The organism is Enterobacter sp. ECC-019 (assembly GCF_043974075.1).
Classification (GTDB): domain Bacteria; phylum Pseudomonadota; class Gammaproteobacteria; order Enterobacterales; family Enterobacteriaceae; genus Enterobacter; species Enterobacter asburiae_D.
In genome coordinates this window covers 818745-841580 of record NZ_CP143759.1, presented here as the reverse complement: position 1 = coordinate 841580, position 22836 = coordinate 818745, and the positions used below count along the sequence as shown (strand labels likewise).

21 protein-coding genes and 5 tRNA genes are annotated in these 22836 nt (G+C 54.6%); 5 read left to right on the top strand and 21 right to left on the bottom strand.

The window, feature by feature from the left end; all coding sequences use genetic code 11:
• Positions 1 to 78: 78 nt before the first annotated feature.
• The 11 genes from rplL to V1566_RS03885 all read right to left on the bottom strand — a co-directional run bounded on the left by rplL (position 79) and on the right by V1566_RS03885 (position 5495).
• Positions 79 to 444 carry a 50S ribosomal protein L7/L12 gene (gene rplL / locus V1566_RS03935; RefSeq protein WP_006176746.1) on the bottom strand — a complete coding sequence of 122 codons (366 nt, stop codon included), beginning with the start codon at positions 442 to 444 and terminating at the stop codon, positions 79 to 81.
• A gap of 66 nt (positions 445 to 510) precedes the next feature.
• Positions 511 to 1008 (bottom strand): 50S ribosomal protein L10, encoded by a 498-nt coding sequence (gene rplJ / locus V1566_RS03930; protein WP_005132895.1) that lies wholly within the window; start codon positions 1006 to 1008, stop codon positions 511 to 513.
• Between the two features lie 292 nt (positions 1009 to 1300).
• Complete coding sequence (gene rplA / locus V1566_RS03925) at positions 1301 to 2005, bottom strand: 50S ribosomal protein L1 (RefSeq protein ID WP_006176745.1); 705 nt, start codon at positions 2003 to 2005, stop codon at positions 1301 to 1303.
• Between the two features lie 3 nt (positions 2006 to 2008).
• Positions 2009 to 2437: a 50S ribosomal protein L11 gene (gene rplK, locus V1566_RS03920; RefSeq protein ID WP_008503452.1), complete on the bottom strand. Its 429-nt coding sequence runs from the start codon at positions 2435 to 2437 to the stop codon at positions 2009 to 2011.
• Between the two features lie 156 nt (positions 2438 to 2593).
• Positions 2594 to 3139 (bottom strand): transcription termination/antitermination protein NusG, encoded by a 546-nt coding sequence (gene nusG / locus V1566_RS03915; RefSeq protein ID WP_002438628.1) that lies wholly within the window; start codon positions 3137 to 3139, stop codon positions 2594 to 2596.
• Position 3140: 1 nt separating this feature from the next.
• Complete coding sequence (gene secE / locus V1566_RS03910; RefSeq protein ID WP_014068449.1) at positions 3141 to 3524, bottom strand: preprotein translocase subunit SecE; 384 nt, start codon at positions 3522 to 3524, stop codon at positions 3141 to 3143.
• A gap of 225 nt (positions 3525 to 3749) precedes the next feature.
• On the bottom strand, positions 3750 to 4934 hold the full coding sequence (tuf, locus tag V1566_RS03905; RefSeq protein WP_320387395.1) for an elongation factor Tu: 1185 nt from the start codon (positions 4932 to 4934) through the stop codon (positions 3750 to 3752).
• A 118-nt stretch (positions 4935 to 5052) separates the two neighbouring features.
• Positions 5053 to 5128 (bottom strand) — tRNA-Thr (locus V1566_RS03900).
• Between the two features lie 6 nt (positions 5129 to 5134).
• Positions 5135 to 5209: transfer RNA gene (locus V1566_RS03895), tRNA-Gly, on the bottom strand.
• Between the two features lie 117 nt (positions 5210 to 5326).
• Positions 5327 to 5411: transfer RNA gene (locus V1566_RS03890), tRNA-Tyr, on the bottom strand.
• 8 nt (positions 5412 to 5419) lie between these two features.
• Positions 5420 to 5495, bottom strand: a tRNA-Thr gene (locus V1566_RS03885).
• Positions 5496 to 5812: 317 nt separating this feature from the next.
• Between V1566_RS03885 and coaA the strand changes: the two genes are divergently transcribed.
• On the top strand, positions 5813 to 6763 hold the full coding sequence (coaA, locus tag V1566_RS03880; protein ID WP_213330626.1) for a type I pantothenate kinase: 951 nt from the start codon (positions 5813 to 5815) through the stop codon (positions 6761 to 6763).
• A gap of 43 nt (positions 6764 to 6806) precedes the next feature.
• Here coaA and dppF read toward each other — a convergent pair whose 3' ends face one another.
• The 9 genes from dppF to V1566_RS03835 form a co-directional block, all read right to left on the bottom strand.
• A complete protein-coding gene (gene dppF, locus V1566_RS03875; protein ID WP_023309965.1) occupies positions 6807 to 7820 on the bottom strand; it encodes a dipeptide ABC transporter ATP-binding subunit DppF in 1014 nt (337 codons plus the stop codon).
• On the bottom strand, positions 7817 to 8800 hold the full coding sequence (gene dppD, locus V1566_RS03870) for a dipeptide ABC transporter ATP-binding protein (protein ID WP_008502772.1): 984 nt from the start codon (positions 8798 to 8800) through the stop codon (positions 7817 to 7819). The genes dppF and dppD overlap by 4 nt, the downstream gene beginning before the upstream one ends.
• A 10-nt stretch (positions 8801 to 8810) precedes the next feature.
• Positions 8811 to 9713 carry a dipeptide ABC transporter permease DppC gene (gene dppC, locus V1566_RS03865; protein ID WP_395305120.1) on the bottom strand — a complete coding sequence of 301 codons (903 nt, stop codon included), beginning with the start codon at positions 9711 to 9713 and terminating at the stop codon, positions 8811 to 8813.
• A gap of 9 nt (positions 9714 to 9722) precedes the next feature.
• Positions 9723 to 10742, bottom strand: coding sequence for a dipeptide ABC transporter permease DppB (gene dppB / locus V1566_RS03860; protein ID WP_014882057.1), 1020 nt, complete (start codon positions 10740 to 10742; stop codon positions 9723 to 9725).
• A 177-nt stretch (positions 10743 to 10919) separates the two neighbouring features.
• Entirely contained in the window at positions 10920 to 12527 is a 1608-nt protein-coding gene (gene dppA / locus V1566_RS03855; protein ID WP_395305119.1) for a dipeptide ABC transporter periplasmic-binding protein DppA, read from the bottom strand.
• A 620-nt stretch (positions 12528 to 13147) separates the two neighbouring features.
• Positions 13148 to 13224 (bottom strand) — tRNA-Pro (locus V1566_RS03850).
• Positions 13225 to 13315: 91 nt separating this feature from the next.
• Positions 13316 to 15010 carry a kdo(2)-lipid A phosphoethanolamine 7''-transferase gene (eptB, locus tag V1566_RS03845; RefSeq protein WP_395305118.1) on the bottom strand — a complete coding sequence of 565 codons (1695 nt, stop codon included), beginning with the start codon at positions 15008 to 15010 and terminating at the stop codon, positions 13316 to 13318.
• 237 nt (positions 15011 to 15247) lie between these two features.
• Positions 15248 to 16450 (bottom strand): MFS transporter, encoded by a 1203-nt coding sequence (locus V1566_RS03840; protein WP_395305117.1) that lies wholly within the window; start codon positions 16448 to 16450, stop codon positions 15248 to 15250.
• Between the two features lie 238 nt (positions 16451 to 16688).
• The gene (locus V1566_RS03835) at positions 16689 to 17387 is read right to left on the bottom strand and encodes an autotransporter domain-containing protein (protein ID WP_395305116.1); all 699 of its coding nucleotides are present in this window, start codon (positions 17385 to 17387) and stop codon (positions 16689 to 16691) included.
• 162 nt (positions 17388 to 17549) lie between these two features.
• On the opposite strand from V1566_RS03835, the gene tag reads away from it, so the two are divergent.
• Both tag and V1566_RS03825 read left to right on the top strand, forming a co-directional pair.
• The gene (tag, locus tag V1566_RS03830) at positions 17550 to 18131 is read left to right on the top strand and encodes a DNA-3-methyladenine glycosylase I (RefSeq protein WP_395305115.1); all 582 of its coding nucleotides are present in this window, start codon (positions 17550 to 17552) and stop codon (positions 18129 to 18131) included.
• On the top strand, positions 18109 to 18555 hold the full coding sequence (locus V1566_RS03825) for an N-acetyltransferase (protein WP_395305114.1): 447 nt from the start codon (positions 18109 to 18111) through the stop codon (positions 18553 to 18555). Before tag ends, V1566_RS03825 begins: the two co-directional genes overlap by 23 nt.
• Here the strand turns inward: V1566_RS03825 and V1566_RS03820 are convergent.
• Entirely contained in the window at positions 18518 to 20797 is a 2280-nt protein-coding gene (locus V1566_RS03820; protein WP_395305951.1) for a molybdopterin guanine dinucleotide-containing S/N-oxide reductase, read from the bottom strand. The two genes, V1566_RS03825 and V1566_RS03820, sit on opposite strands and share 38 nt — an antisense overlap.
• Before the next feature lie 212 nt (positions 20798 to 21009).
• Between V1566_RS03820 and V1566_RS03815 the strand changes: the two genes are divergently transcribed.
• Complete coding sequence (locus V1566_RS03815) at positions 21010 to 21672, top strand: OmpA family lipoprotein (RefSeq protein ID WP_395305113.1); 663 nt, start codon at positions 21010 to 21012, stop codon at positions 21670 to 21672.
• A gap of 141 nt (positions 21673 to 21813) precedes the next feature.
• Complete coding sequence (locus V1566_RS03810; protein WP_008502761.1) at positions 21814 to 22830, top strand: LacI family DNA-binding transcriptional regulator; 1017 nt, start codon at positions 21814 to 21816, stop codon at positions 22828 to 22830.
• The last annotated feature ends 6 nt before the right edge of the window (positions 22831 to 22836 follow it).

Here is a 22836-nt window from a genome sequence, read left to right as displayed (position 1 = left end):
TACAGCGCAAAAAGGCTGGTGACTAAAAAGTCACCAGCCATCAGCCTAATTACTCAGGCTGCAACCAGAAAAGTTGGCTTATTTAACTTCAACTTCAGCGCCAGCTTCTTCCAGAGATTTTTTCAGTGCTTCTGCGTCGTCTTTGCTCACGCCTTCTTTCAGCGCAGCTGGAGCAGATTCTACCAGGTCTTTAGCTTCTTTCAGACCCAGGCCAGTTGCGCCACGTACTGCTTTGATAACAGCAACTTTGTTAGCGCCAGCAGCTTTCAGAATTACGTCGAATTCAGTTTTTTCTTCAGCAGCTTCAGCCGGGCCCGCAGCTACAGCTACAGCAGCAGCAGCAGAAACACCGAATTTTTCTTCCATTGCAGAAATCAGTTCTACAACGTCCATTACGGACATAGCTGCAACTGCTTCAATGATTTGATCTTTAGTGATAGACATTTAAATTGTTCCTGAAAATCAGAATAAGTTTATACGTAAGCAAATGCTTTATAAAGATAACCGCGATTAAGCAGCTTCTTTCGCATCGCGAACAGCAGCCAGAGTGCGAACCAGTTTGCCAGCCGAAGCTTCTTTCATGGTTGCCATCAGGCGTGCAATTGCTTCTTCGTAGGTCGGCAGGGTTGCCAGGCGATCGATGTTCGATGCCGTGATCAACTCACCTTCAAAGGCTGCAGCTTTGACCTCAAATTTTGCATTCGCTTTCGCGAACTCTTTGAACAGACGAGCAGCAGCGCCCGGGTGTTCCATAGAGTATGCAATCAGGGTCGGACCAACAAACGTGTCTTTCAGGCACTCGAACTGAGTACCTTCAACTACGCGACGCAGCAGGGTGTTACGAACAACACGCATGTATACGCCAGCTTCACGACCTGCTTTACGCAGTTCAGTCATTTTGTCTACAGTAACGCCACGGGAATCCGCAACTACTGCAGACAGCGCGCCTTTGGCTACTTCGCTGACTTCAGCAACAATCGCTTGTTTGTCTTGAAGATTTAAAGCCATTAGCTTTGCTCCTGGATGTTTGCCGGAACTCATGTTCCGGAACTCACTTCACTCTTCCCAACGGAAAGAGCGTCTTAATACGGTGAGCAGAAACAAGCCAGAGTATCCAAAAATAATCTTAGCGTTCTGTCACCGTCTACGCAGGGGATTAAGTCTCTTGCGAAACACCTGCGGTCTTCGACGGAGGCCTGGATTAGGCCAGGCTCCAACGAACAAATCTTTTAGCCGCTAACTTTCGTTAGCAAACGTGGGGGGTAAGATTGTAGACAAAATCACCGCCCACGTAAAGGCATTAGTTTGCAGCAGCGCTCAGGCCAGCCTGGTCAACTGCAACACCTGCACCCATGGTGGTGGAGATGCTAACTTTCTTGATGTACACGCCTTTCGCCTGAGTTGGTTTTGCTTTTTTCAGCGCAACCAGCAGAGATTCCAGGTTTTCTTTCAGTTTGTCAGCGTCAAAGTCCACTTTACCGATGGTGGTGTGGATGATGCCGTTTTTGTCGTTACGATAACGAACCTGACCTGCTTTAGCGTTCTTAACAGCTTCAGCAACGTTAGGGGTTACAGTACCCACTTTCGGGTTTGGCATCAGGCCGCGTGGACCCAGAACCTGGCCCAGCTGGCCAACAACGCGCATTGCATCTGGAGAAGCAATAACAACGTCAAAGTTCATTTCGCCTTTCTTGATCTGATCAGCCAGATCTTCCATACCTACCAGTTCAGCGCCGGCAGCTTTAGCAGCTTCAGCGTTTGCACCCTGAGCAAATACAGCTACGCGAACGGAACGGCCAGTACCGTGTGGCAGTACAGTTGCGCCACGAACGTTCTGATCGGATTTACGAGCGTCGATGCCGAGGTTAACGGCAACGTCAACGCTTTCAACGAACTTAGCAGTTGCCAGTTCTTTCAGCAGAGCGATAGCTTCGTTGATGTCGTACTGTTTGGTCGCATCAACTTTGTCACGGATCACGGACATGCGCTTGGTCAGTTTAGCCATTTCTTAGTCCTCCACTACCAGGCCCATGGAACGTGCAGTACCTTCGATTGAGCGAGTCATCGCTTCAATGTCGGCACCAGTCATGTCGGCAGCTTTGGTCTGCGCGATTTCCTGCAGCTGAGCGCGGGAAATTTTACCCACTTTGTCTTTGTTCGGTTTACCGGAACCAGACTTGATACCAGCCGCTTTCTTCAGCAGAACTGCTGCTGGAGGGGTTTTGGTAACGAAAGTGAAAGAACGGTCAGCGTAAACAGTGATTACGACTGGGATTGGCAGACCTTTTTCCAGGGATTCGGTTTTGGCGTTGAACGCTTTACAGAATTCCATGATGTTCACACCCTGCTGACCCAGAGCTGGACCAACTGGTGGACTTGGGTTCGCCATACCAGCTGCAACCTGCAGCTTGACGTAGGCTTGTACTTTCTTAGCCATTCTAAAATCCTCTGATTGGGTAATAGCGCCTCAGGAAGGCTCCCCGTGAATAAAATTCGTTTTACGGGCCGGGGCCCATAAAAACAAAAGGCGCGAAATTGTATTCCAATCTCGCGCCCTGTGCAACGATTAAATCGCCGCTTTTTTGATCGCTGCTTAGGCTTTTTCGACCTGCGCAAAGTCCAGTTCTACCGGGGTCGCACGACCGAAGATAGAAACAGAAACTTTCAGGCGGGACTTCTCGTAGTCCACTTCTTCAACGACGCCGTTAAAGTCAGCAAACGGACCGTCGCTAACACGAACCATTTCACCCGGTTCAAACAGCGTTTTAGGACGCGGCTTATCACCCACCTGCTGCAGGCGGTTCATAATCGCATCAACTTCTTTGTCGCTGATTGGCGCCGGACGGTCAGACGTGCCGCCGATAAAGCCCATCACGCGCGGTACGCTGCGCACCAGGTGCCAGCTCGCGTCGTTCATCACCATCTGAACCAGCACGTAACCCGGGAAGAATTTACGCTCGCTTTTGCGACGTTGGCCGCCACGGATCTCAACCACTTCTTCGGTCGGAACCATAACTTCGCCAAATAACTCTTCCATGTTGTGTAATTTGATATGCTCACGCAGCGACGTTGCTACGCGGCCTTCAAAACCGGAAAACGCCTGAACGACGTACCAACGCTTTTTAGGGGCTTCAGACATCTTAGAACCTCAGGCCAGTAATAAAGGAAACCAGGCGAACCAGAATACCATCCAGTCCCCACAGGATCAGTGACATTACAGCGGTAACCGCCGCTACGATCAGCGTGGTGTGCAATGTTTCCTGGCGAGTCGGCCAAATGACCTTGCGGACTTCGGTACGCGCTTCACGTGCAAAAGCAACGGTTGCTTTACCTTTAGTCGTTAACAGCGCGACACCGCCCGCTGCAGCAATCAGAATCACCACTGCCAGCGCGCGGAGCGGCAGCATCATGTCACGATAAAGATAGTTGCCAACGATTGCCACAATCAGCAGCACGGCAACAGCGACCCACTTCATCGCTTCCAGGCCGCGCCCGCTCCCTTGAGCTTCGGTATTCGCACTCATAAACCAACCTGTCAGAAGAATTCTACAAATAATTTCACCCCGCGATTGCGAGGCGAGCCAAATCGAAATAATCCCTTTATGGATTATACGCTCTCTGCAGAGCCTGTCTCAGCAATGATTATGACAAAAATAATCACTGATGAGCCAGGTTCTGATGTGAAAGCGTGCAAAAAGGGCATCAAATGATGCCCTTTTCATGCGCATTGCGTCAAATGTTATCAGCGATTAGCTGAGAACTTTAGCAACCACGCCCGCGCCAACGGTACGGCCGCCTTCACGGATTGCGAAACGCAGACCGTCGTCCATCGCGATTGGGTGGATCAGCGTCACAACCATCTTGATGTTGTCGCCTGGCATTACCATCTCAACGCCTTCTGGCAGTTCGATGGTACCGGTCACGTCAGTTGTACGGAAGTAGAACTGTGGACGGTAGCCTTTGAAGAACGGAGTATGACGGCCGCCTTCGTCTTTGGACAGGATGTACACTTCAGATTCGAACTTGGTGTGTGGCTTGATTGAGCCTGGCTTCGCCAGAACCTGACCACGTTCGATTTCTTCACGTTTGATACCACGCAGCAGAACACCAACGTTCTCACCAGCACGGCCTTCGTCCAGCAGTTTGCGGAACATTTCAACGCCAGTACAGGTAGACTTCGCAGTCTCTTTGATACCAACGATTTCAACTTCTTCGCCAACTTTGATGATACCGCGCTCTACACGACCGGTAACAACGGTACCACGACCGGAGATGGAGAATACGTCTTCGATTGGCAGCAGGAATGGCTTGTCAATCGCACGCTCTGGTTCTGGGATGTAAGAATCCAGGAAGCCAGCCAGTTCGATGATTTTCGCTTCCCACTCAGCTTCGCCTTCCAGCGCTTTCAGAGCAGAACCACGAACGATTGGGGTATCGTCGCCTGGGAAATCGTACTGAGACAGCAGTTCACGAACTTCCATCTCTACCAGTTCCAGCAGCTCTTCGTCATCAACCATGTCGCATTTGTTCAGGAACACGATGATGAAAGGAACGCCTACCTGACGACCCAGCAGGATGTGCTCACGAGTCTGAGGCATTGGGCCGTCAGTCGCAGCAACAACCAGGATCGCGCCGTCCATCTGCGCAGCACCGGTGATCATGTTTTTAACATAGTCGGCGTGGCCTGGGCAGTCTACGTGTGCGTAGTGGCGAGTCGGGGTGTCGTACTCAACGTGAGAGGTGTTGATGGTGATACCACGAGCTTTTTCTTCTGGCGCGTTATCGATCTGGTCGAATGCGCGAGCAGAACCACCGTAGGTTTTTGCCAGAACGGTAGTGATTGCAGCGGTCAGCGTTGTTTTACCATGGTCAACGTGGCCGATAGTACCGACGTTAACGTGCGGTTTTGTACGTTCAAACTTTTCTTTAGACATCGATTGTCCCTCTAAGACACGGATAAATCGGTGATATCACCACATCAACCAGGCGAAATGCCTGAATTGTTGAATACAGTAAAATTGAAACAGAGAGAAACGGGAAGGAGAAGTGAAGTGGTGCTGATACCCAGAGTCGAACTGGGGACCTCACCCTTACCAAGGGTGCGCTCTACCAACTGAGCCATATCAGCACGTATTGGAGCGGGCAGCGGGAATCGAACCCGCATCATCAGCTTGGAAGGCTGAGGTAATAGCCATTATACGATGCCCGCATCCTGAAACTCGGCTACCCAGTTCTTTCTGTAACAAAAAAAGAGATTTCTCTCTTTTTCAGTTTGAGCTGGCTAATTTTTCCAACCAGCTCCGGCGGCATTTACGCTGCCAGAAAGTGGTGGTGGGGGAAGGATTCGAACCTTCGAAGTCTGTGACGGCAGATTTACAGTCTGCTCCCTTTGGCCGCTCGGGAACCCCACCGGACTTGATGGTGCCGACTACCGGAATCGAACTGGTGACCTACTGATTACAAGTCAGTTGCTCTACCTACTGAGCTAAGTCGGCATCAAGTAGCGCGCATTCTATGGATACCTGCGCGGTCATGCAACTAAAAATTTGCATAAAACGTTCTTTCGCTCACATTTTATGCGAACAGCGTATCGAGCGCTGTAAAAGTAGTCATTTGAGGTCAAATATTCAACATATCAGCGTGATTTGCACCGTATTCACCGTAGCGTGACGGCTTCCGCGTTACGCAGCGCTTTCCATCTTTTTTCTTATTATTCCTGTCATCTGGTGTTAACCTCCTGCCCATTGTCCAAAATTAACTGTGTGATGAGCCATGATCCGGCAGTGTGATGCTGGCTCACTGAAGCATGCTTATGAGCAAAAAAGAGCAAACGTTAATGACGCCTTATCTTCACTTTAACCGCAGCCAGTGGGCTGCCCTGCGTGATTCCGTCCCTATGACGCTGACGGAAGGTGAAATCGCACGGTTAAAAGGGATAAACGAAGATCTGTCCCTGGAAGAGGTGGCAGAAATTTATCTCCCCCTCTCTCGCTTGCTTAACTTCTATATCAGCTCGAACCTGCGCCGTCAGGCTGTGCTGGAGCAGTTTCTCGGGACGAACGGTCAACGCATTCCTTATATCATTAGTATTGCAGGCAGCGTGGCCGTGGGTAAAAGTACCACCGCGCGCGTCCTGCAGGCGCTGTTGAGCCGCTGGCCGGAACACCGCAGCGTGGAGCTGATCACCACCGACGGCTTCCTGCACCCGAACGAGGTGTTAAAAGAACGCGGGCTGATGAAGAAGAAGGGCTTCCCGCTTTCTTATGATATGCACCGTCTGGTGAAATTCGTTTCCGACCTTAAATCTGGTGCCCCAAACGTCACCGCGCCAGTCTATTCACACCTGATCTACGATCGCATCCCGGGTGGGGATAAAACGGTGGTCCAGCCGGACATTCTGATTCTGGAAGGTCTGAACGTGCTGCAAAGCGGGATGGACTATCCTCACGACCCGCATCACGTATTCGTCTCGGATTTCGTCGATTTCTCTATTTATGTCGATGCGCCGGAAGACCTGCTGCAAAACTGGTACATCAACCGCTTCCTGAAGTTCCGCGAAGGGGCGTTCACTGACCCGGATTCCTATTTCCACCACTATGCTCAGCTTTCTGAAGAAGAAGCAGTCAACGTGGCCACGGGGCTGTGGAACGAGATCAACTACGTGAACCTCAAAGAGAACATCCTGCCGACGCGCGAGCGAGCAAGCCTGATCCTCACCAAGAGCGAGAAGCACGCCGTCGACCAGATTCGCCTGCGGAAATAATCAAGCAGACATAAAAAAACCGGCTTAGCGCCGGTTTTTTTCGTTATGCCTGTGGCTTCTCGCCATTTTCATCCTGATCGACCGCGAAGCAGGCAACCAGCTGGCCGCCATAATCCTTCAGCTGCGGCTGGAGCTGAGTGCACGGGCCAAAGCGGCGACTGCAGCGGGCGTTGAATGCACATCCCGGAGGTGGATTCAGCGGACTTGGCAGTTCCCCCGTCAGCTTAATACGCTCACGACGATCGTCCGGGTTCAGACGCGGCGTCGCAGACAGTAGCGCCTGGGTGTACGGGTGACGAGGATTATTAAAGATCTGGTCTTTGGTCCCCTTCTCCACGCAGCGCCCCAGGTACATCACCATCACTTCATCAGCAATATGCTCCACCACCGACAGGTCGTGGGAGATGAACACGTAAGACAGCCCTAGCTCCTGCTGGAGATCCATCATCAGGTTCAGCACCTGCGCACGCACGGATACGTCGAGCGCGGAGACCGGCTCATCGGCAATCACCACGTCCGGATCGAGCATCAGCCCGCGGGCGATCGCGATACGCTGACGCTGGCCACCGGAGAACATGTGCGGATAGCGGTCGTAATGCTCGGTTTTGAGGCCGACCTTCGCCATCATCGCCAGCGCTTTTTCACGGCGCTGCTCCTTGCTCAGATTACTGTTGATCAGCAGCGGCTCTTCCAGAATCTGCCCGACTTTTTTACGCGGGTTCAAAGAACCATACGGGTTCTGGAACACAATCTGGATTTTCTGGCGACGCAGCTTCTGCGCCTGCGGATCGTGCTTGAGCAGATCCTGCCCCTGATAATAGAGCTCACCACCGGTCGGCACTTCAATCATCGTCAGCAGACGGCCCAGCGTGGATTTACCGCAGCCTGACTCCCCCACCACCGCCAGCGTTTTACCGCGTTCGAGGTTAAAAGAGACGCCATCCAGCGCTTTCACCAGGCGTTCAGGGGCAAACAGTCCCTTCTTCACCGGGTAGTATTTTTTCAGATCGATGGCCTGCAGCAGCGGCTGTTGCGTGGTGGCCTGTTGCGTACTCATAGTGTTGGCCTCCCGGCATCATCGAGTGGGTAGTGGCATTTCGACTGACGACCGTCAGCAAGCTGGTTCAGCTCTGGCTCTTCTGCCCGGCATTTGTCCGTCGCATACGGACAGCGCGGATTGAGCAGACAGCCCTGCGGACGGTCATATTTACCCGGTACCACACCCGGCAGCGACGCCAGACGCGCTTTGTCCTGGGCAAACTCCGGCAGCGCGCGTAAAAGCGCCTGGGTATATGGGTGACGCGGCGCGCGGAAAATATCGTGTGAATTTCCGGTCTCGACCACCTGACCGGCATACATCACGATGATTTTGTGCGCGGCTTCGGCCACCAGCGCCAGATCGTGCGTAATCAGCACCAGCGCCATATTCTCTTTCTGCTGCAGCTCCAGCAGCAGCTCGATGATTTGCGCCTGAATGGTCACATCCAGCGCCGTCGTCGGTTCATCCGCAATCAGCAGTTTTGGTCGACAGGCAATCGCCATCGCGATCATCACGCGCTGGCTCATCCCACCGGAGAGCTGATGCGGGTAAACGTCCAGACGCGATGCCGGGTCCGGAATACCCACCTGGTTCAGCAGATCGATTGCGCGCTGGCGACGGGTTTTCTTATTCCCACCCTGGTGCACCTTAATCGCTTCCATAATCTGGAAACCAACGGTGTAGCAAGGGTTCAGGCTGGTCATGGGATCCTGGAAAATCATCGCTACTTCGGCGCCCACCAGCTGGCGGCGCTGTTTCTCAGAAATGCGCTTCAGGTCCTGACCGTTGAACTGCAGGTTTTCCGCCATCACGCGGCCCGGGTAATCAATCAGCCCCATGATCGCCAGTGAGCTCACTGACTTACCGGAACCGGACTCCCCGACAATGCCAACCACTTCGCCCTGATTTACGCTATAGCTGATGCGGTCCACGGCGCGAAACGGGGTGCCTTCGTCGCCGAAGTGCACCGATAATTTATCTACATTTAATAACGCCATCTCGTGCCTCTTACTGCTTCAGTTTGGGATCAAGCGCATCACGCAGGCCATCACCCATCAGGTTAAATGCCAGCACCGTCAGCAGGATTGCCAGACCCGGGAAGGTGACAACCCACCAGGCGCTTTGTGCGAACTGCAACACGTCGGAGAGCATGGTGCCCCACTCCGATGTTGGCGGCTGCGCACCCATGCCCAGGAAGCCAAGAGCGGCCATATCAAGAATGGCGTTAGAGAAACCGAGCGACGCCTGAACAATCAGCGGCGCAAGGCAGTTAGGGAAGATATTAACGAACATCTGGCGCATCGCACCGGCACCCGCCACGCGAGACGCGGTGACGTAATCGCGGTTCACTTCCACCAGCACCGCCGCACGCGTTAAACGCACGTAGTGAGGGAGCGCCACGAAGGTCAACGCCAGCGCGGCGTTACCAATCGACGGGCCGAAGATCGCCACCAGCACCAGCGCCAGCAGCAGGCTTGGCAGCGCCAGCATGATGTCGACGATACGCATGATGATGTTATCAACGATGCCGCCGAAGTAACCGGCAACCAGGCCGAGGACGACGCCCATGATCAGCGACAGCACAACAACGAGACAGCCGACCAGCAGCGACAGGCGCGCGCCGTACATCAGACGTGACAGCACGTCGCGGCCCACGTCATCGGTACCGAGCAGGTGCGTCAGGCTACCGCCGTCCTGCCACGCAGGCGGCGCGAGCAGCGCATCGCGGAACTGGTCCGCCGGGTTATACGGTGCGAGGAAGTTCGCAAACACCGCAATCAGGATCATGATTACGACATACACCAGCCCTACCACCGCGCCTTTATTGCGCTTGAAGTAGTGCCAGAACTCCTGCAGCGGCGTCATAGGAACCGGTGCAGCGACCACTTTATTTTGAGTGACTTGTGACATGATGGTCCCTTACTTCTTATGACGAATACGCGGGTTCACCACGCCGTACAGCAAATCGACCAGCAGGTTGACGAGGATAATCATCGTCGCGACCAGCAGTACACCGCCCTGCACAACCGGATAGTCACGGCGTTGCAGCGCATCAATCAGCCAGCGTCCAAGACCCGGCCAGGAGAAGATGGTTTCGGTCAGGATCGCCCCCGCCAGCAACGTCCCCACCTGGAGACCGATAACGGTCACCACCGGCAGCATGGCATTACGCAGCGCGTGAACGATGATGACGCGCATACGCGTCAGGCCCTTGGCGCGCGCGGTGCGGATATAATCTTCACCCAGCACTTCCAGCATCGATGAACGGGTCATACGCACGATCACCGCCAGAGGAATGGTGCCCAACACCATGGCAGGCAGGATCATGTGCGCCACGGCATCAATGAAGTTGCCCTCTTCGCCCCAGATAGCCGTATCAATCAGCATAAAGCCGGTGAGCGGGTTGGTATCATCCAGGAAGACCATATCACTGACGCGCCCGGAGACCGGTGTCAGGTTAAGCTGCACCGATACCAGCATGATCAGCATCATGCCCCACCAGAAGATAGGCATGGAGTAGCCGGTCAGCGCCAGGCCAACGGCGGTATGGTCAAATATAGAGCCACGCTTGACGGCAGCCAGTACCCCGACAGGAATACCCACCGCAGTGGCGAAAATCATGGCGCAGACACCAAGCTCCAGTGTCGCTTTAAAACGCGGCACGAACTCGTCCCACACCGGAAGACGGCTTTTCAGCGAAATCCCTAAATCACCGTGCAACACGCCCCAGATATAGTGGAGGTACTGCTGCCACATCGGCTTATCGAGACCGAGTTCCGCCAGCAGCTGTGCATGGCGCTCAGGGGAAATACCACGCTCGCCCGCCATAATCATTACCGGGTCGCCGGGGATCATATGGACGAAGGCAAAAGTGAGAAGGGTGATACCGATAAACGTGGGGATAACAAGTCCCAGACGTCGGAGGATGAACTGCAACATAACCCGGATTCTCTCTGATGACGCACGACCAGTGGCGTGACGTCTGTATTGCTCACAAATCTTATTCCCTCCCCTTTTAGAGAGGGAATAAAGCACTGCTGCCGGGTGGCGCTACGCTTACCCGGCCTACATACCGTAGGCCAGTGCAAGCGCAGCGCCGCCTGGCATTGCTTTTAATTATTCAACAGATACGTTTTCGAAGTGGTGTTTGCCCAGTGGATCAACCACGTAGCCCTTCACTTCTTTACGCACTGGCTCGTACACGGTGGAGTGAGCAACAATCAGCGCCGGAGCCTGATCGTGCATAACAACCTGAGCCTGCTTGTACAGTTCAATACGCTTGTTGTGATCGTCGGTCGCACGCGCCGGCTGGATCAGGTCTTCAAACGGCTTGTAGCACCAGCGAGAGTAGTTAGAACCGTCTTTCGCCGCCGCGCAGCTGAACAGGGTAGCGAAGAAGTTGTCCGGATCCCCGTTGTCACCGGTCCAGCCCATCATTACCGCCTGATGCTCACCCGCTTTGGCGCGCTTCAGGTACTCGCCCCACTCGTAGGTCACAATCTTGGCCTGAACGCCAACCTTAGCCCAGTCAGCCTGAACCATTTCCGCCATACGGCGTGCGTTCGGGTTGTACGGACGCTGAACAGGCATCGCCCACAGCTCAACGGTAAAGCCTTTATCCTGGCCCGCTTCTTTCAGCAGCGCTTTCGCTTTCTCAGGATCGTAGCTGTAATCTTTAACGTCGTCGTTATAGCCCCACATGGTTGGTGGGATCAGGTTTTTGGCAGCAACGCCAGCGCCCTGGTAAACGGCCTTGATGATCGCTTCTTTGTTCACTGCGTAGGTCAACGCCTGACGCACCTTCACGTCATCAAACGGTTTCTTCTCGGTGTTGAAGGAGAGATAGCCCACGTTCAGGCCAGCCTGCTCCAGCAGGTTGATGTTCTTGTCCTGCTTCATGCGGGCGATATCAGCCGGGTTCGGGTACGGCATTACCTGGCATTCATTTTTCTGCAGTTTTGCATAACGCACTGACGCATCAGGCGTGATGGAGAAGACCAGACGGTCGATCTGCGGCTTGGTGCCCCAGAAGCCTTCGAAGGCTTTGTACAGAATACGGGAGTCTTTCTGGTACTGCAGCAGCTGGAATGGACCGGTACCGATTGGGTTCAGGTCGACTTTTTCCGGCGTACCGGCTTTCAGCATGTTGTCCGCGTACTCTTTGGACAGAATTGAGGCGAAGTCCATGGCCAGGTCAGCCAGGAATGGCGCTTCCGGGCGAGTCAGCACGAACTGAACCGTTTTATCGTCCACTTTTTTCACTTCAGCAATCAGGTCAGGCAGCCCCATCCCTTCGAAGTATTCATAGCTGCCGCCAGACACTTTGTGGTACGGGTTCTGAGCGTTTTTCTGACGGTCGAAGGAGAACACAACGTCGTCGGCGTTAAAGTCGCGCGTTGGTTTGAATTCTTTGCTGTCCTGCCACTTCACGCCCTGGCGCAGGTGGAAGGTATAGGTTTTGCCGTCTTCGCTGACGTCCCACTTCTCGGCCAGACCCGGAATCACTTCCGTGGTACCGGTTTTGAATTCAACCAGACGGTTATAGATCGGTACAGAGCTTGCGTCGTAAGTCGTACCAGAGGTAAAGAGCTGTGGGTTAAAGCCTTCCGGCGAGCCTTCAGAACAGTAAACCAGGGTTTTTGCCTGTACGCTTGCTGCCACGGTCATAGCCACCAGGCTCAGACCAAGCTTCAGCATCCCTGACTTCTTCAAGGAAATACTCATTATTCTGCTCCAATGTGATGTTTTGCTTTGTTGTGTTACGCCGCCAGACCTTTATTTATTTTTTACCCGGTCCGGTCGGTGATGCCCGAAGGCTTTAAAGGGATGGAGAATCCTTTCAGAAGAGCGTTTGAGTTGCAGCGCAGATCGTCCCTGAAATGCCCCTCATGCCCTACAATCTGTCAACAGAATGTGAAAACGTCAATACAGGTGACGGGGATTTACGCTGAGTGTGAGAAACCGCAAACAAAGATTAAAAAAACTATGTGTGCCAGTTTTCAGCAGGGAAATTTATGCTACTCGCTCTCTTGCAGCACAACTCTCTTCATATTTCGCAACAATTAGTGATTAACTTTTATTCAGAATGGGTAAATTTTCTTGCAGAATGGTGATTATCTGAGCACTAAATACCGCGAACGTTAAAACGCACAGCGAAAAATGCTGAGGTTATCCATAAGCAACGCGAAAAAAGATCAATCTATATATAAAAAAATACAATGGATTATGTCACAAAATCGTTAACAGGCAGGGAGAAGCAGGTCTAAAGGGTGTTTTGGATACTCTGACGGGATAAAGTCATAATGCAAAAAGGGCTAACCTTGCGGTTAGCCCTTTTCAGAATGTGGTCGGCGAGAGAGGATTCGAACCTCCGACCCACTGGTCCCAAACCAGTTGCGCTACCAAGCTGCGCTACTCGCCGAATGCGGAGCGCATCTTACTGCTGAGGTGCGCCCCCGTCAATCCCTTATTTTCAAAAAGACAATCAACTGGCGATATTCTCGCCAGAGCAGCTACTGCGCGGCTTTTACGGTGTTATCAGGGAGTTTACACCAGTTGTTGTTTTCGTTAATCCCACCGTCCGGTGAGGTATAGCCGAGACAACCCATAATGGTGTCGTACAGCTCAACGTGACGACGCGGCACCTTCATCTCCGCCTCTTTCTTCAACTGAGCAAACATCTTCGCCTTCTCCGGGTTTTCCAGGTACTTATCCGACATCCACATGATCATCGGCACGCGGAACTGCTCCGGCGGAGCCAGCTTGCGCGGCGTACCGTGCAGATGCTCTTTCTCATTGATGGATTCACCGTGGTCTGCCGCATAAATCACAATCGCTTTCTTATCGCGCAGCTGGTCAATCACCCGGCTCAGGAAGGTATCCACATAGAGCACCGAGTTATCATAGGCGTTGATCAGCTCCTGCTTGCTACAGTCTTTATTAATACCCACGCATTCAGGCTGCCACTTCGCGAAATCACGCGTGTAGCGCTGGTAATAGCTGTAATGCGACCCTTTGGTATGCAGAATAACCAGATGCTTGCCCTGTGGATGATTCTTGAGGGACTGCGACATCTCTTCCAGCAGCAGCATATCGTCGACGTTTTTACCGCGGTTACGCGGCTCGGCACCAATCTGCTCGCGGTACGCAATGTTATCTGCCAGCGTGTTGGTGTAGAACCACATCTCACTTTGCATCGCGAACAGATCAGAGCTAAACCCAAGCTGCTTCAGCACGGCAAACACATTCTGCTCTTTCAGCGTACGTTGCGGGTTATCGCTTGCACCGCCTTCACGCACAAACATACAGCGCAGCGAGAGCTTCGTTGCGGTATCGCAGGAGTAACCACGGTAGGCCACAAGGTTCTTCTCCTGCGCCAGCTTTGGTGTGGTATCCCGGTCATAGCCGAGAATGCCCATATGATCCCAGCGCGTCGTTTCACCGATGACAAAGACGACGTAAGTATCATCCAGTCCGTCGGTCGGCGGTTCGTATTTAAATTTTTTCAGTGGGTTGATCAGTGACTTCACATCACCGGATTCATCCGCCTGTGCCCAGGCATATAGACCTAACGCTGAGAGCCAGTTAGACGGCAAATAGGAGTTTGCTACCACGCCGCCATAGCTTGGCATATCAACGCCCGTCGCTTTTTCGACGCGTTTTTGCTGCGTTTCCATCAGGCGGATAGGCGCCCACACCAGCAGACCGGCCAGCAGGACGACGACGATATTGCGGATCCGCTGCCCACGCGTGCGCAGCTGGCGTAACAGCGTATAGCGGCAGGTATTGTTCCAGATAAAGAACAGCGGGATCAGACAGGTTAAAATCGTCCAGACGATAAAGCCTTTCCCGACCACCTCTTTCGAGAGATCGATATCCGTGGTCATTACCGAGGCAACGATACCGTAGCCAATGACCACGTTCATAAAGGTCATGTAATAGCTTGCGGCGGCGGAGATAATCACCACCAGCGAGGCCAAAATTTGCCACGTCCGTCGGCCAAAGAGAGAGAGCAGGCGTAACAGGAAAAAGGTAGCCAGAACAGAACCAAACACTTCAATCGCGGCGAAAATCCCATTGCTTACGGTGAGGTGTTCAAAATAGCCTTCCACTCTTCTGAACAGCACCGCGCCATTCAGAAACAAACCGATATAGACAGCCAGCATCAGACACAATCTTTGCTGGGTAAGAGACCTAATATATTTCATGCAAACAACCCTGGGGAAAGGGGTATAAAGACCCGCCGAATCTCAATGAGAAAGCAGACAGAGTAAGTAGGTGCGGGAGAAACCGTTATCAGAAACGTCTACAAGCGCGATAAGTAGACCACAGCGGGGAAAAAAAGTGGCAACAGAGAATGTGATCGATAAAGATTTTTACAAAATAACTCGTCAGGAAACGATGCGTAGATAAAAAAAGAGGCCTTACGGCCTCTTTTCGTCGAATCATGCATGCGCTTCTTTATAAACTTCACGCTGCGGCTGACGAATGGTCGTGGACAGCGCCAGGGAAATAATCAGCAAGGCAAATATCACACAGAAGGTCACGTAGAACCCGCCGAACAGGGAGGCAATCAGCGAGCCGCAGATACTGCCGATCCCGAAGCCCAGATAGATAACGCCATAGTTTTTCGCCAGATTGTTCAGGCCAAAGAACTCGCTCACCAGTGACGGGAAGACGGTAATGGTGCCGCCGAAGTTAAAAGCCACACAGGCAATCGCCGCGAAGAAGGTTGCTTCATTTAGCGGAGCGAACAGCAGCGCCGCCATACCGACCAGCGAAACCACCTGCCCAATCGTAATCACACGGATGCGGGCAATTTTGTCTGACAGAATGCCGAGCACCAGGCGGCCGGAGAGGTTAGCAATGGAGATCACGGTCACCGCATTGGCCGCCGTGGCCACATCCAGCTTCACCATCCCCTGCGCGATATCTTTCGCCACGCCGATGACATACAGACCGCTCATACAGGCCGTCAGGAACATCACCGCCAGCATCCAGTACTGCGGTTTACGCATGGACTGCGCGAGGGTGAAGTCGTTCTCTACCACGCCGTTAACGGATTTGACCTCCTGCTGCGGCGCATCGGTCATCAGCGTGGCGCCGAACAGAATCATCACCAGCACGATTGCGCCCCAGATCATAAAGGTTTTTTCGAGGCCAACGGACGCCAGCAGGTGGGAGTCGATAAATTTGAACCCGAGGCTGCCCAGGCCATAGGAGCCGATGGCGAACGCAGAGATTAAGCCTTTACGCTCCGGGAACCACTTGACGCAGTTCGACAGGGTCAGCAGGTAACCTGCGCCATCGGCCAGCCCCACCAGCACGCCGGCGCTCAGCCACAGCATCATCAGGTTGCTGGAATGTGCCGTCAGGAAAAAGCCCAGACCCAACAGAATGCCGGATGCCATGGTCACACGCTTCACGCCGAAACGCTCCTGCAGCTTACCCGCGACGGAAGACGAAATCGCCAGACCCAGGCTCAGCAGACCAAAGGAGAACGCAACCTGGCTGACCGGTGCGCCGAGTTTGTCGGAAAGTGCGCTGTTAAACAGGCTCCAGGTATAGACCGACCCCAGCGCAAACTGGGTGACGATGGTGCCAAAGAGCGTAAGCCAGCGCGTGCGGTTATAAGTTGATGTGTTCATGGCAGTTGTCCTGCAAGAGAAATTAAGGAAGTTCGCTGAGGACAACGATAAACAAAACCTTAATACGCCTGGGGGAAAACGGCATGAAATGCAGGCGGAACGGAATGAAATGCCTGGAATGGGGAATGAATGGCCTGGCCCGGGTATAAAGCGACAGCGTGTTAGTATCCGCTATCGCTGTAAAGCCCGTGATTGTTGTATTCGAGATGTTATCGTAACGTTTAAAAAAGTAACAACTCTAGAAATTCGCGCTGACGCCGAGGGTATACAAAAACTCCTCACCGGTAGTGGTATGCTCCCCCTGAGCCAGCGACGCATAGGCCGCCATATGCGTATTAAAGGGAATATCAGCTCCCACGGTAACGTCCATCCAGCTACCGTTTTGGGCAGGGGCTGGCGTTTGCGGCATGCCAAACTGTGATTTCCACTGGTTTTCACCAAACTGCTGGTTATAACTGATCTGCGCCCAGGGACGGAGATCGCCGTACTGGGTATTCACGCGCCATCCCAGCGTGCTGACGCTGGCATGCCAGAGCGGGTCGGTGAGTGCCTGCGTCGACGCGCTATCACCAAACTCGTTGACCATCATGGGAACCGTGCCGTCGTACCGCCACGCCGCTACCGGACCGGTGGTGATACGCGCTGAAACCGGAAAATTCCAGCCCACGCTCATCGCCCCCTCCGTCGTGCTGCCAGACGGTATATTCAGGGCAAGACCTGGCGCGTTTTGCGAAGACTGAATACGCTCAGCCAGAATATCCTCATAACGCGGTTGGTGATCCGCGTCCCATGTATAGCGTTCCGCCGTATTATTTTGGGCGTCTGAAACGATATATTCCTGTTGCCAGGCAGACGCTGTATTACAAAAAAACAGGCAGGCAGAAATCCCCACCAGGCCAGAAGCAGCATGGCGACCACTGATTTTTTTTATCATCATCAACGCGACCCCAGAGAGAGCCGAATTCGGCGATATTTGTCGTTATTCAGGAAGAACTTAAAGAGCATATGGCCCTGTATTAACTATTGTCTTTATAGTAGACACGTCAAGCCAGGCAGAATGAAATTTTTGCGAAATCAGTATCAATAAGGGAGATGACGGATGGAACGTTGCGGTTGGGTAAGCCAGGATCAGCTTTATATCGACTATCACGATCGGGAATGGGGCGTGCCGCAAACGGATGGCAAAAAACTCTTTGAGATGATCTGCCTGGAGGGCCAGCAGGCGGGGTTATCGTGGATTACGGTGTTGAAGAAGCGCGAAAATTACCGCAACGCCTTCCACCAGTTCGATCCTGTCGCCGTCGCCGCTATGACCGATGAGGACGTGGAACGACTGGTGCAGGATGCCGGCATCATCCGCCATCGCGGTAAGATACAGGCCATCATCGGTAACGCACGCGCTTACCTGGCGATGGAACAAAACGGCGAGTCTTTCTCAGATTTTGTCTGGTCGTTTGTGAACAACGATCCGCAGGTCACCCAGGCCGCCTCGCTCGCGGAAATCCCGGCCTCTACCCCGGCCTCGGATGCCCTCTCGAAGGCCCTGAAAAAACGCGGCTTTAAGTTTGTCGGCTCCACCATCTGCTACGCCTTTATGCAGGCCTGTGGCCTGGTCAACGACCACGTTACCGGCTGCTTCTGTCATCCGGGAGGCCATCATGATCCGCAAATGGCAAAGTGAGAATACCGCGCCGCTTTTGAGCCTGTGGCTTGAAAGCACCACGGAAGCGCATCCGTTTATCGAGCCGGGTTACTGGAAAGAGAACGAGGCCATGGTGCGGGACGTTTACCTGCCGTCGGCGGAAACCTGGGTCTGGGAACAGGACGGCGAACCTTGCGGATTTATCAGCGTGATGCAGTCTCAGTTTGTCGGCGCGCTGTTTGTCGCACCGTCATGCATCGGGAAAGGCATCGGGCGGGCGCTGCTGAACCATGTTCAACAGCGCTTCCTGCACCTAAGCCTGGAGGTGTACCAGAAAAATGTGCGGGCAGTGAATTTCTACCATGCTCAGGGCTTTCGCATTGAAGACAGCGCCTGGCAGGATGATACCCAGCACCCGACGTGGATCATGAGCTGGCAGGCGGATCAAACGCCGTTAAGGTAAGCGCGGGTCCCTGATATTTCTCGACCCAGGCCAGGGCCGTATTCCCTGCGCAACCGTTCCCCAGCTTCGAGCTGGGGAGATCTTTGGTCAGCACGTTAACCGCCCCGTTTTTACAGATACCGCCTTCGGCGGGCTCAAGATCGGGCCATGCGCCCTGATGAATGCAGATCACGCCCGGTTTAATCCCGTCGCTCACCACCGCCCCTGCCAGCACCTGCCCGCGCGAGTTCCAGACGCGCACCACGTCGCCATCCGCAATCCCGCGGGCTTTCGCATCGAGGGTATTCAGCGTGATCGGCTCTCGCCCGGCGACCGCATACTGCGCGCGCAGGGAGGTATAGTTAAGCTGGCTGTGCAGACGGTGCGCGGGATGCGCTGACAACACCTGCAGCTGTTCCGGCTGGGCGTTGCCGTGCCACTCGTCCGGCTCAAGCCACTTAGGGTGCGGCGGGCAGTCGGCATAGCCAAAGCTGGCGATGCGCTCGCTGTAGATCACGATCTTCCCGCTCTCGGTTTTCAGCGGGTGGTTCTCCGGGTCGCGGCGGAAATCGGCAAAACGGACAAACTTCGCGTTCTGCTCGCTCTCCGGCATCTCGACGATCTGGTTCGCCTCCCAGAACTCAGCAAAGGGCGGCAGCGTCACGCCCTGCGCCGCGCCGCGCTGTCCGGCAATCTGGTAGAAGGTCTCCAGCCATTGCAGATCGCTTTTCCCTTCGGTAAAACGCTCGCGACCGCCCTCTTCCCAAAGCTCGCTCAATTCAGCAAACACGTCAAAATCATCACGCGCCTCATCGCGCGGGGCGACAACGCGCTTCATCGGGACCATATGCTGGTTGCTGTAGTCGCCGGTCATGGTGAGATCGTTACGCTCAAACGAGGTGGTCGCCGGCAGCACAATGTCGGCGTGTTTGGCCGAGCCGGTCCAGAAGCACTCTGAAATCACCACCAGCTCCGGCTTTTGCCAGGCGCGGATCAGGCGATTGGTATCCTGATGGTGCGTGAAGTTCGACCCGCCCGCCCACCAGACAAATTTAATATCCGGGAAGTGGCGGTCCAGACCGTTGTGCTGATAAAAACCACCGGGGTTTTCCAGAGCTTCAACAATACGCGCCACCGGGATTTTATCCACGGCATCCGCGCCGCCCTGCACCGAGCCTTGCAGAGATGCCAGCACCGCCGCTTTACGCGTTGGGTTACCGCCGTTCGCAAAGTGATAGGAGAGACCAAAACCTCCGCCCGGCGTGCCGATCTGCCCAAGCATTGCGGCAAGGGTCACCACCATCCAGTGTTTTTGCTCGCCAAACTGCTGGCGCTGCATTCCCCAGCCGGACATTAACATTGTGGTGTTTTTATGGAATAACGCCGCCAGTTCGCGGATTTTCTCCGCAGGAACGCCGCAAATATTTGCCGCCCACTCTGCCGTTTTCGCTACCCCATCGGATTGGCCCGTCAGGTAGTCGGCGAATTTATCGAATCCGGTGGTACAGCGCGTCAGGAATTCGACGTCGTGCCAGCCGTTTTCTACCAGCGTGTGGGCGATCCCCAGCATCATCGCCACGTCGGTGCCCATATGGGGGGCAATCCACTCGGCGCTGTCGCCGAAGAACTCCATGGTTTCAGAACGCATAGGGTCAATGCAGATGATGCGCTTGCCGCTTTTGCGCAGCGCGTCGAAATACCCAATGCCCTGCTCGTCGCTGGCATTCCAGGCAATTTTCAGCGTGTTGAGGGGGTTAGCGCTCCACAGCACCACCACGTCGGTATGCGCCAGCACCAGCGGCCAGCTGGTCTGCTGCTGGTACACTTCGTTCCCGCCCACGACGTACGGCATGATTGCCTGCGCCGCACCGGTGGAGTAATCCCCCAGATGACCGGTATAGCCTCCCGCCAGGCTCATGTAGCGCTGCAGCAGCGTTGAGGCCTTGTGCAGCACGCCGTTAGAACGCCAGCCGTACGACCCGGCGAAAATGGACGACGGACCGTAACTGTCGCGAATGCGCTTGTGCTGGGCGTGGATCAGCGCCAGCGCGTCATCCCAGCTCACGCGAACAAACTCATCCTGACCGCGAATTCCCTGCGGCTTGTCCGGCGAGGCCAGAAAACCTTTACGCACCATCGGCCAGCGCACGCGCGTTTTGCTATGCACCTGATCGCGAACAACGGTCTGTAACGAGTTGGGATGTTGGGTTGGCAGTGCCCCGCGGGACGACAGAACATTTTCGCCATCAGTTTCGACCAGCATCGGTCCCCAGTGGGCGGCGGTCAGAATGGTTTTCGTTGAGGTGCTCAAGCGTGCGCTCCTGGTTGCGTGCAGGTTTTACGGCCTTCTTGCTGAGGCGGTTTATGGTTTGTCACAAATTTCAGAGTTATACCCGGAATTTTCTCCGTATCTGGACGTCATAATCAACTGCCACGCTCGCCGTGGCAAAGAATAAAAAGGATTAAGGAAAGAAGATGAAAAAACGCGTACTCGTTATTGCCGCTCTGGTGAGCGGTGCCCTGGCTGTTTCTGGCTGCACAACCAACCCTTACACCGGTGAGCGCGAAGCGGGTAAATCCGGCATTGGCGCGGGTATCGGCTCGCTGGTCGGCGCAGGCGTTGGGGCGCTCTCCTCCTCTAAGAAAGACCGCGGCAAAGGCGCGCTGATTGGCGCAGCGGCGGGCGCAGCACTGGGCGGCGGCGCAGGCTATTACATGGACGTGCAGGAAGCGAAGCTGCGCGACAAAATGAAGGGAACGGGCGTGAGCGTGACGCGCAGCGGCGATAACATCATCCTGAACATGCCGAACAACGTGACCTTCGACAGCAGCAGCGCAACGCTGAAACCGGCGGGCGCGAATACCCTGACCGGCGTGGCGATGGTGCTGAAAGAGTACAACAAGACCGCCGTGAACGTGATGGGCTACACCGACAGCACCGGCAGCCAGGATCTGAACATGCGTCTGTCCCAGCAGCGCGCCGACGCCGTGGCCAGCTCGCTGATTACCCAGGGCGTTGAAGCAAACCGCATCCGCACCAGCGGCATGGGCCCTGCCAACCCTATCGCCAGCAACAGCACGGCGGAAGGCAAAGCGCAGAACCGCCGCGTTGAGATTACGTTGAGTCCTGTGCAGTAATCATTGAGCCGGGTGGCGGCTTCGCCTTACCGGGCCTACGTTCGACATGTAGGCCCGGTAAGCGCAGCGCCACCGGGCAAATTACTTGATTCGCCAGATTTTCCCGCTAAGGTATTCTCACTAAATTCAGGGAAATCAGCGATGAGCAAACCAGCCCGGGCCACCATCAGCGACGTGGCGAAAGCCGCCAAAACCGGTAAAACCAGCATTTCGCGCTACCTTAACGGCGAGAAGCACCTGTTGTCCGACGCATTGCTGGCGCGTATTGAACAAGCCATTGCAGATCTCGACTACCGTCCCAGCCTCATGGCGCGCGGGCTTAAACGCGGCCGCACCCGCCTTATCGGGCTTATTATCGCCGATATCACCAATCCCTACTCCGTTAACGTGCTCAGCGGTATTGAAGCCGCCTGTCGCGAGAAGGGTTTCACGCCGCTGGTCTGTAATACCAACAACGAAGTCGATCAGGAGCTGCATTACCTCGATCTGCTGCGCAGCTACCAGGTCGAAGGAATTGTGGTTAACGCGGTGGGCATGCGGGAAGAGGGTTTAAACCGCCTGCAGCAGTCCTCCCTGCCCATGGTCCTCATCGACCGTAAAATTCCGGAATTTGCCTGCGATGTGGTCGGTCTGGATAACACCCAGGCAGCCACGACCGCCACCGAACATCTGATCGAACAGGGCTTCGAGGCCATTCTGTTTCTGAGTGAACCCTTAGGGATGGTCAACACCCGTCGCGAGCGCCTGAGCGCATTTCGCGCCACGCTGGAGCGATATCCCGGCGTGATCGCCGAAAATGCTGAAACGCCGCTTCACGAAGCCGGGCAGCTCGACAACACCCTGCGTCAGTTCCACACGCGCCATCGCGGGATGCGCAAAGCCGTTATCTCCGCCAACGGGGCGCTGACGCTTCAGGTCGCCCGCTCGCTCAAGCGCATTGGCCTGCACTGGGGCAGCGATATCGGTCTGCTGGGGTTTGATGAACTGGAGTGGGCGGAGCTGGCGGGCGTCGGCATTACGACCCTCAAACAACCCACCTGGCAGATTGGCTATGCTGCTGTTGAACAAGTAGTTCGTCGCATTGAAGGCACCAGCGATGCCGTTCGCGAGCAGGTCTTCTCCGGCGAGCTGATCGTTCGCGGCTCCACCGCGCGTTAATATTCC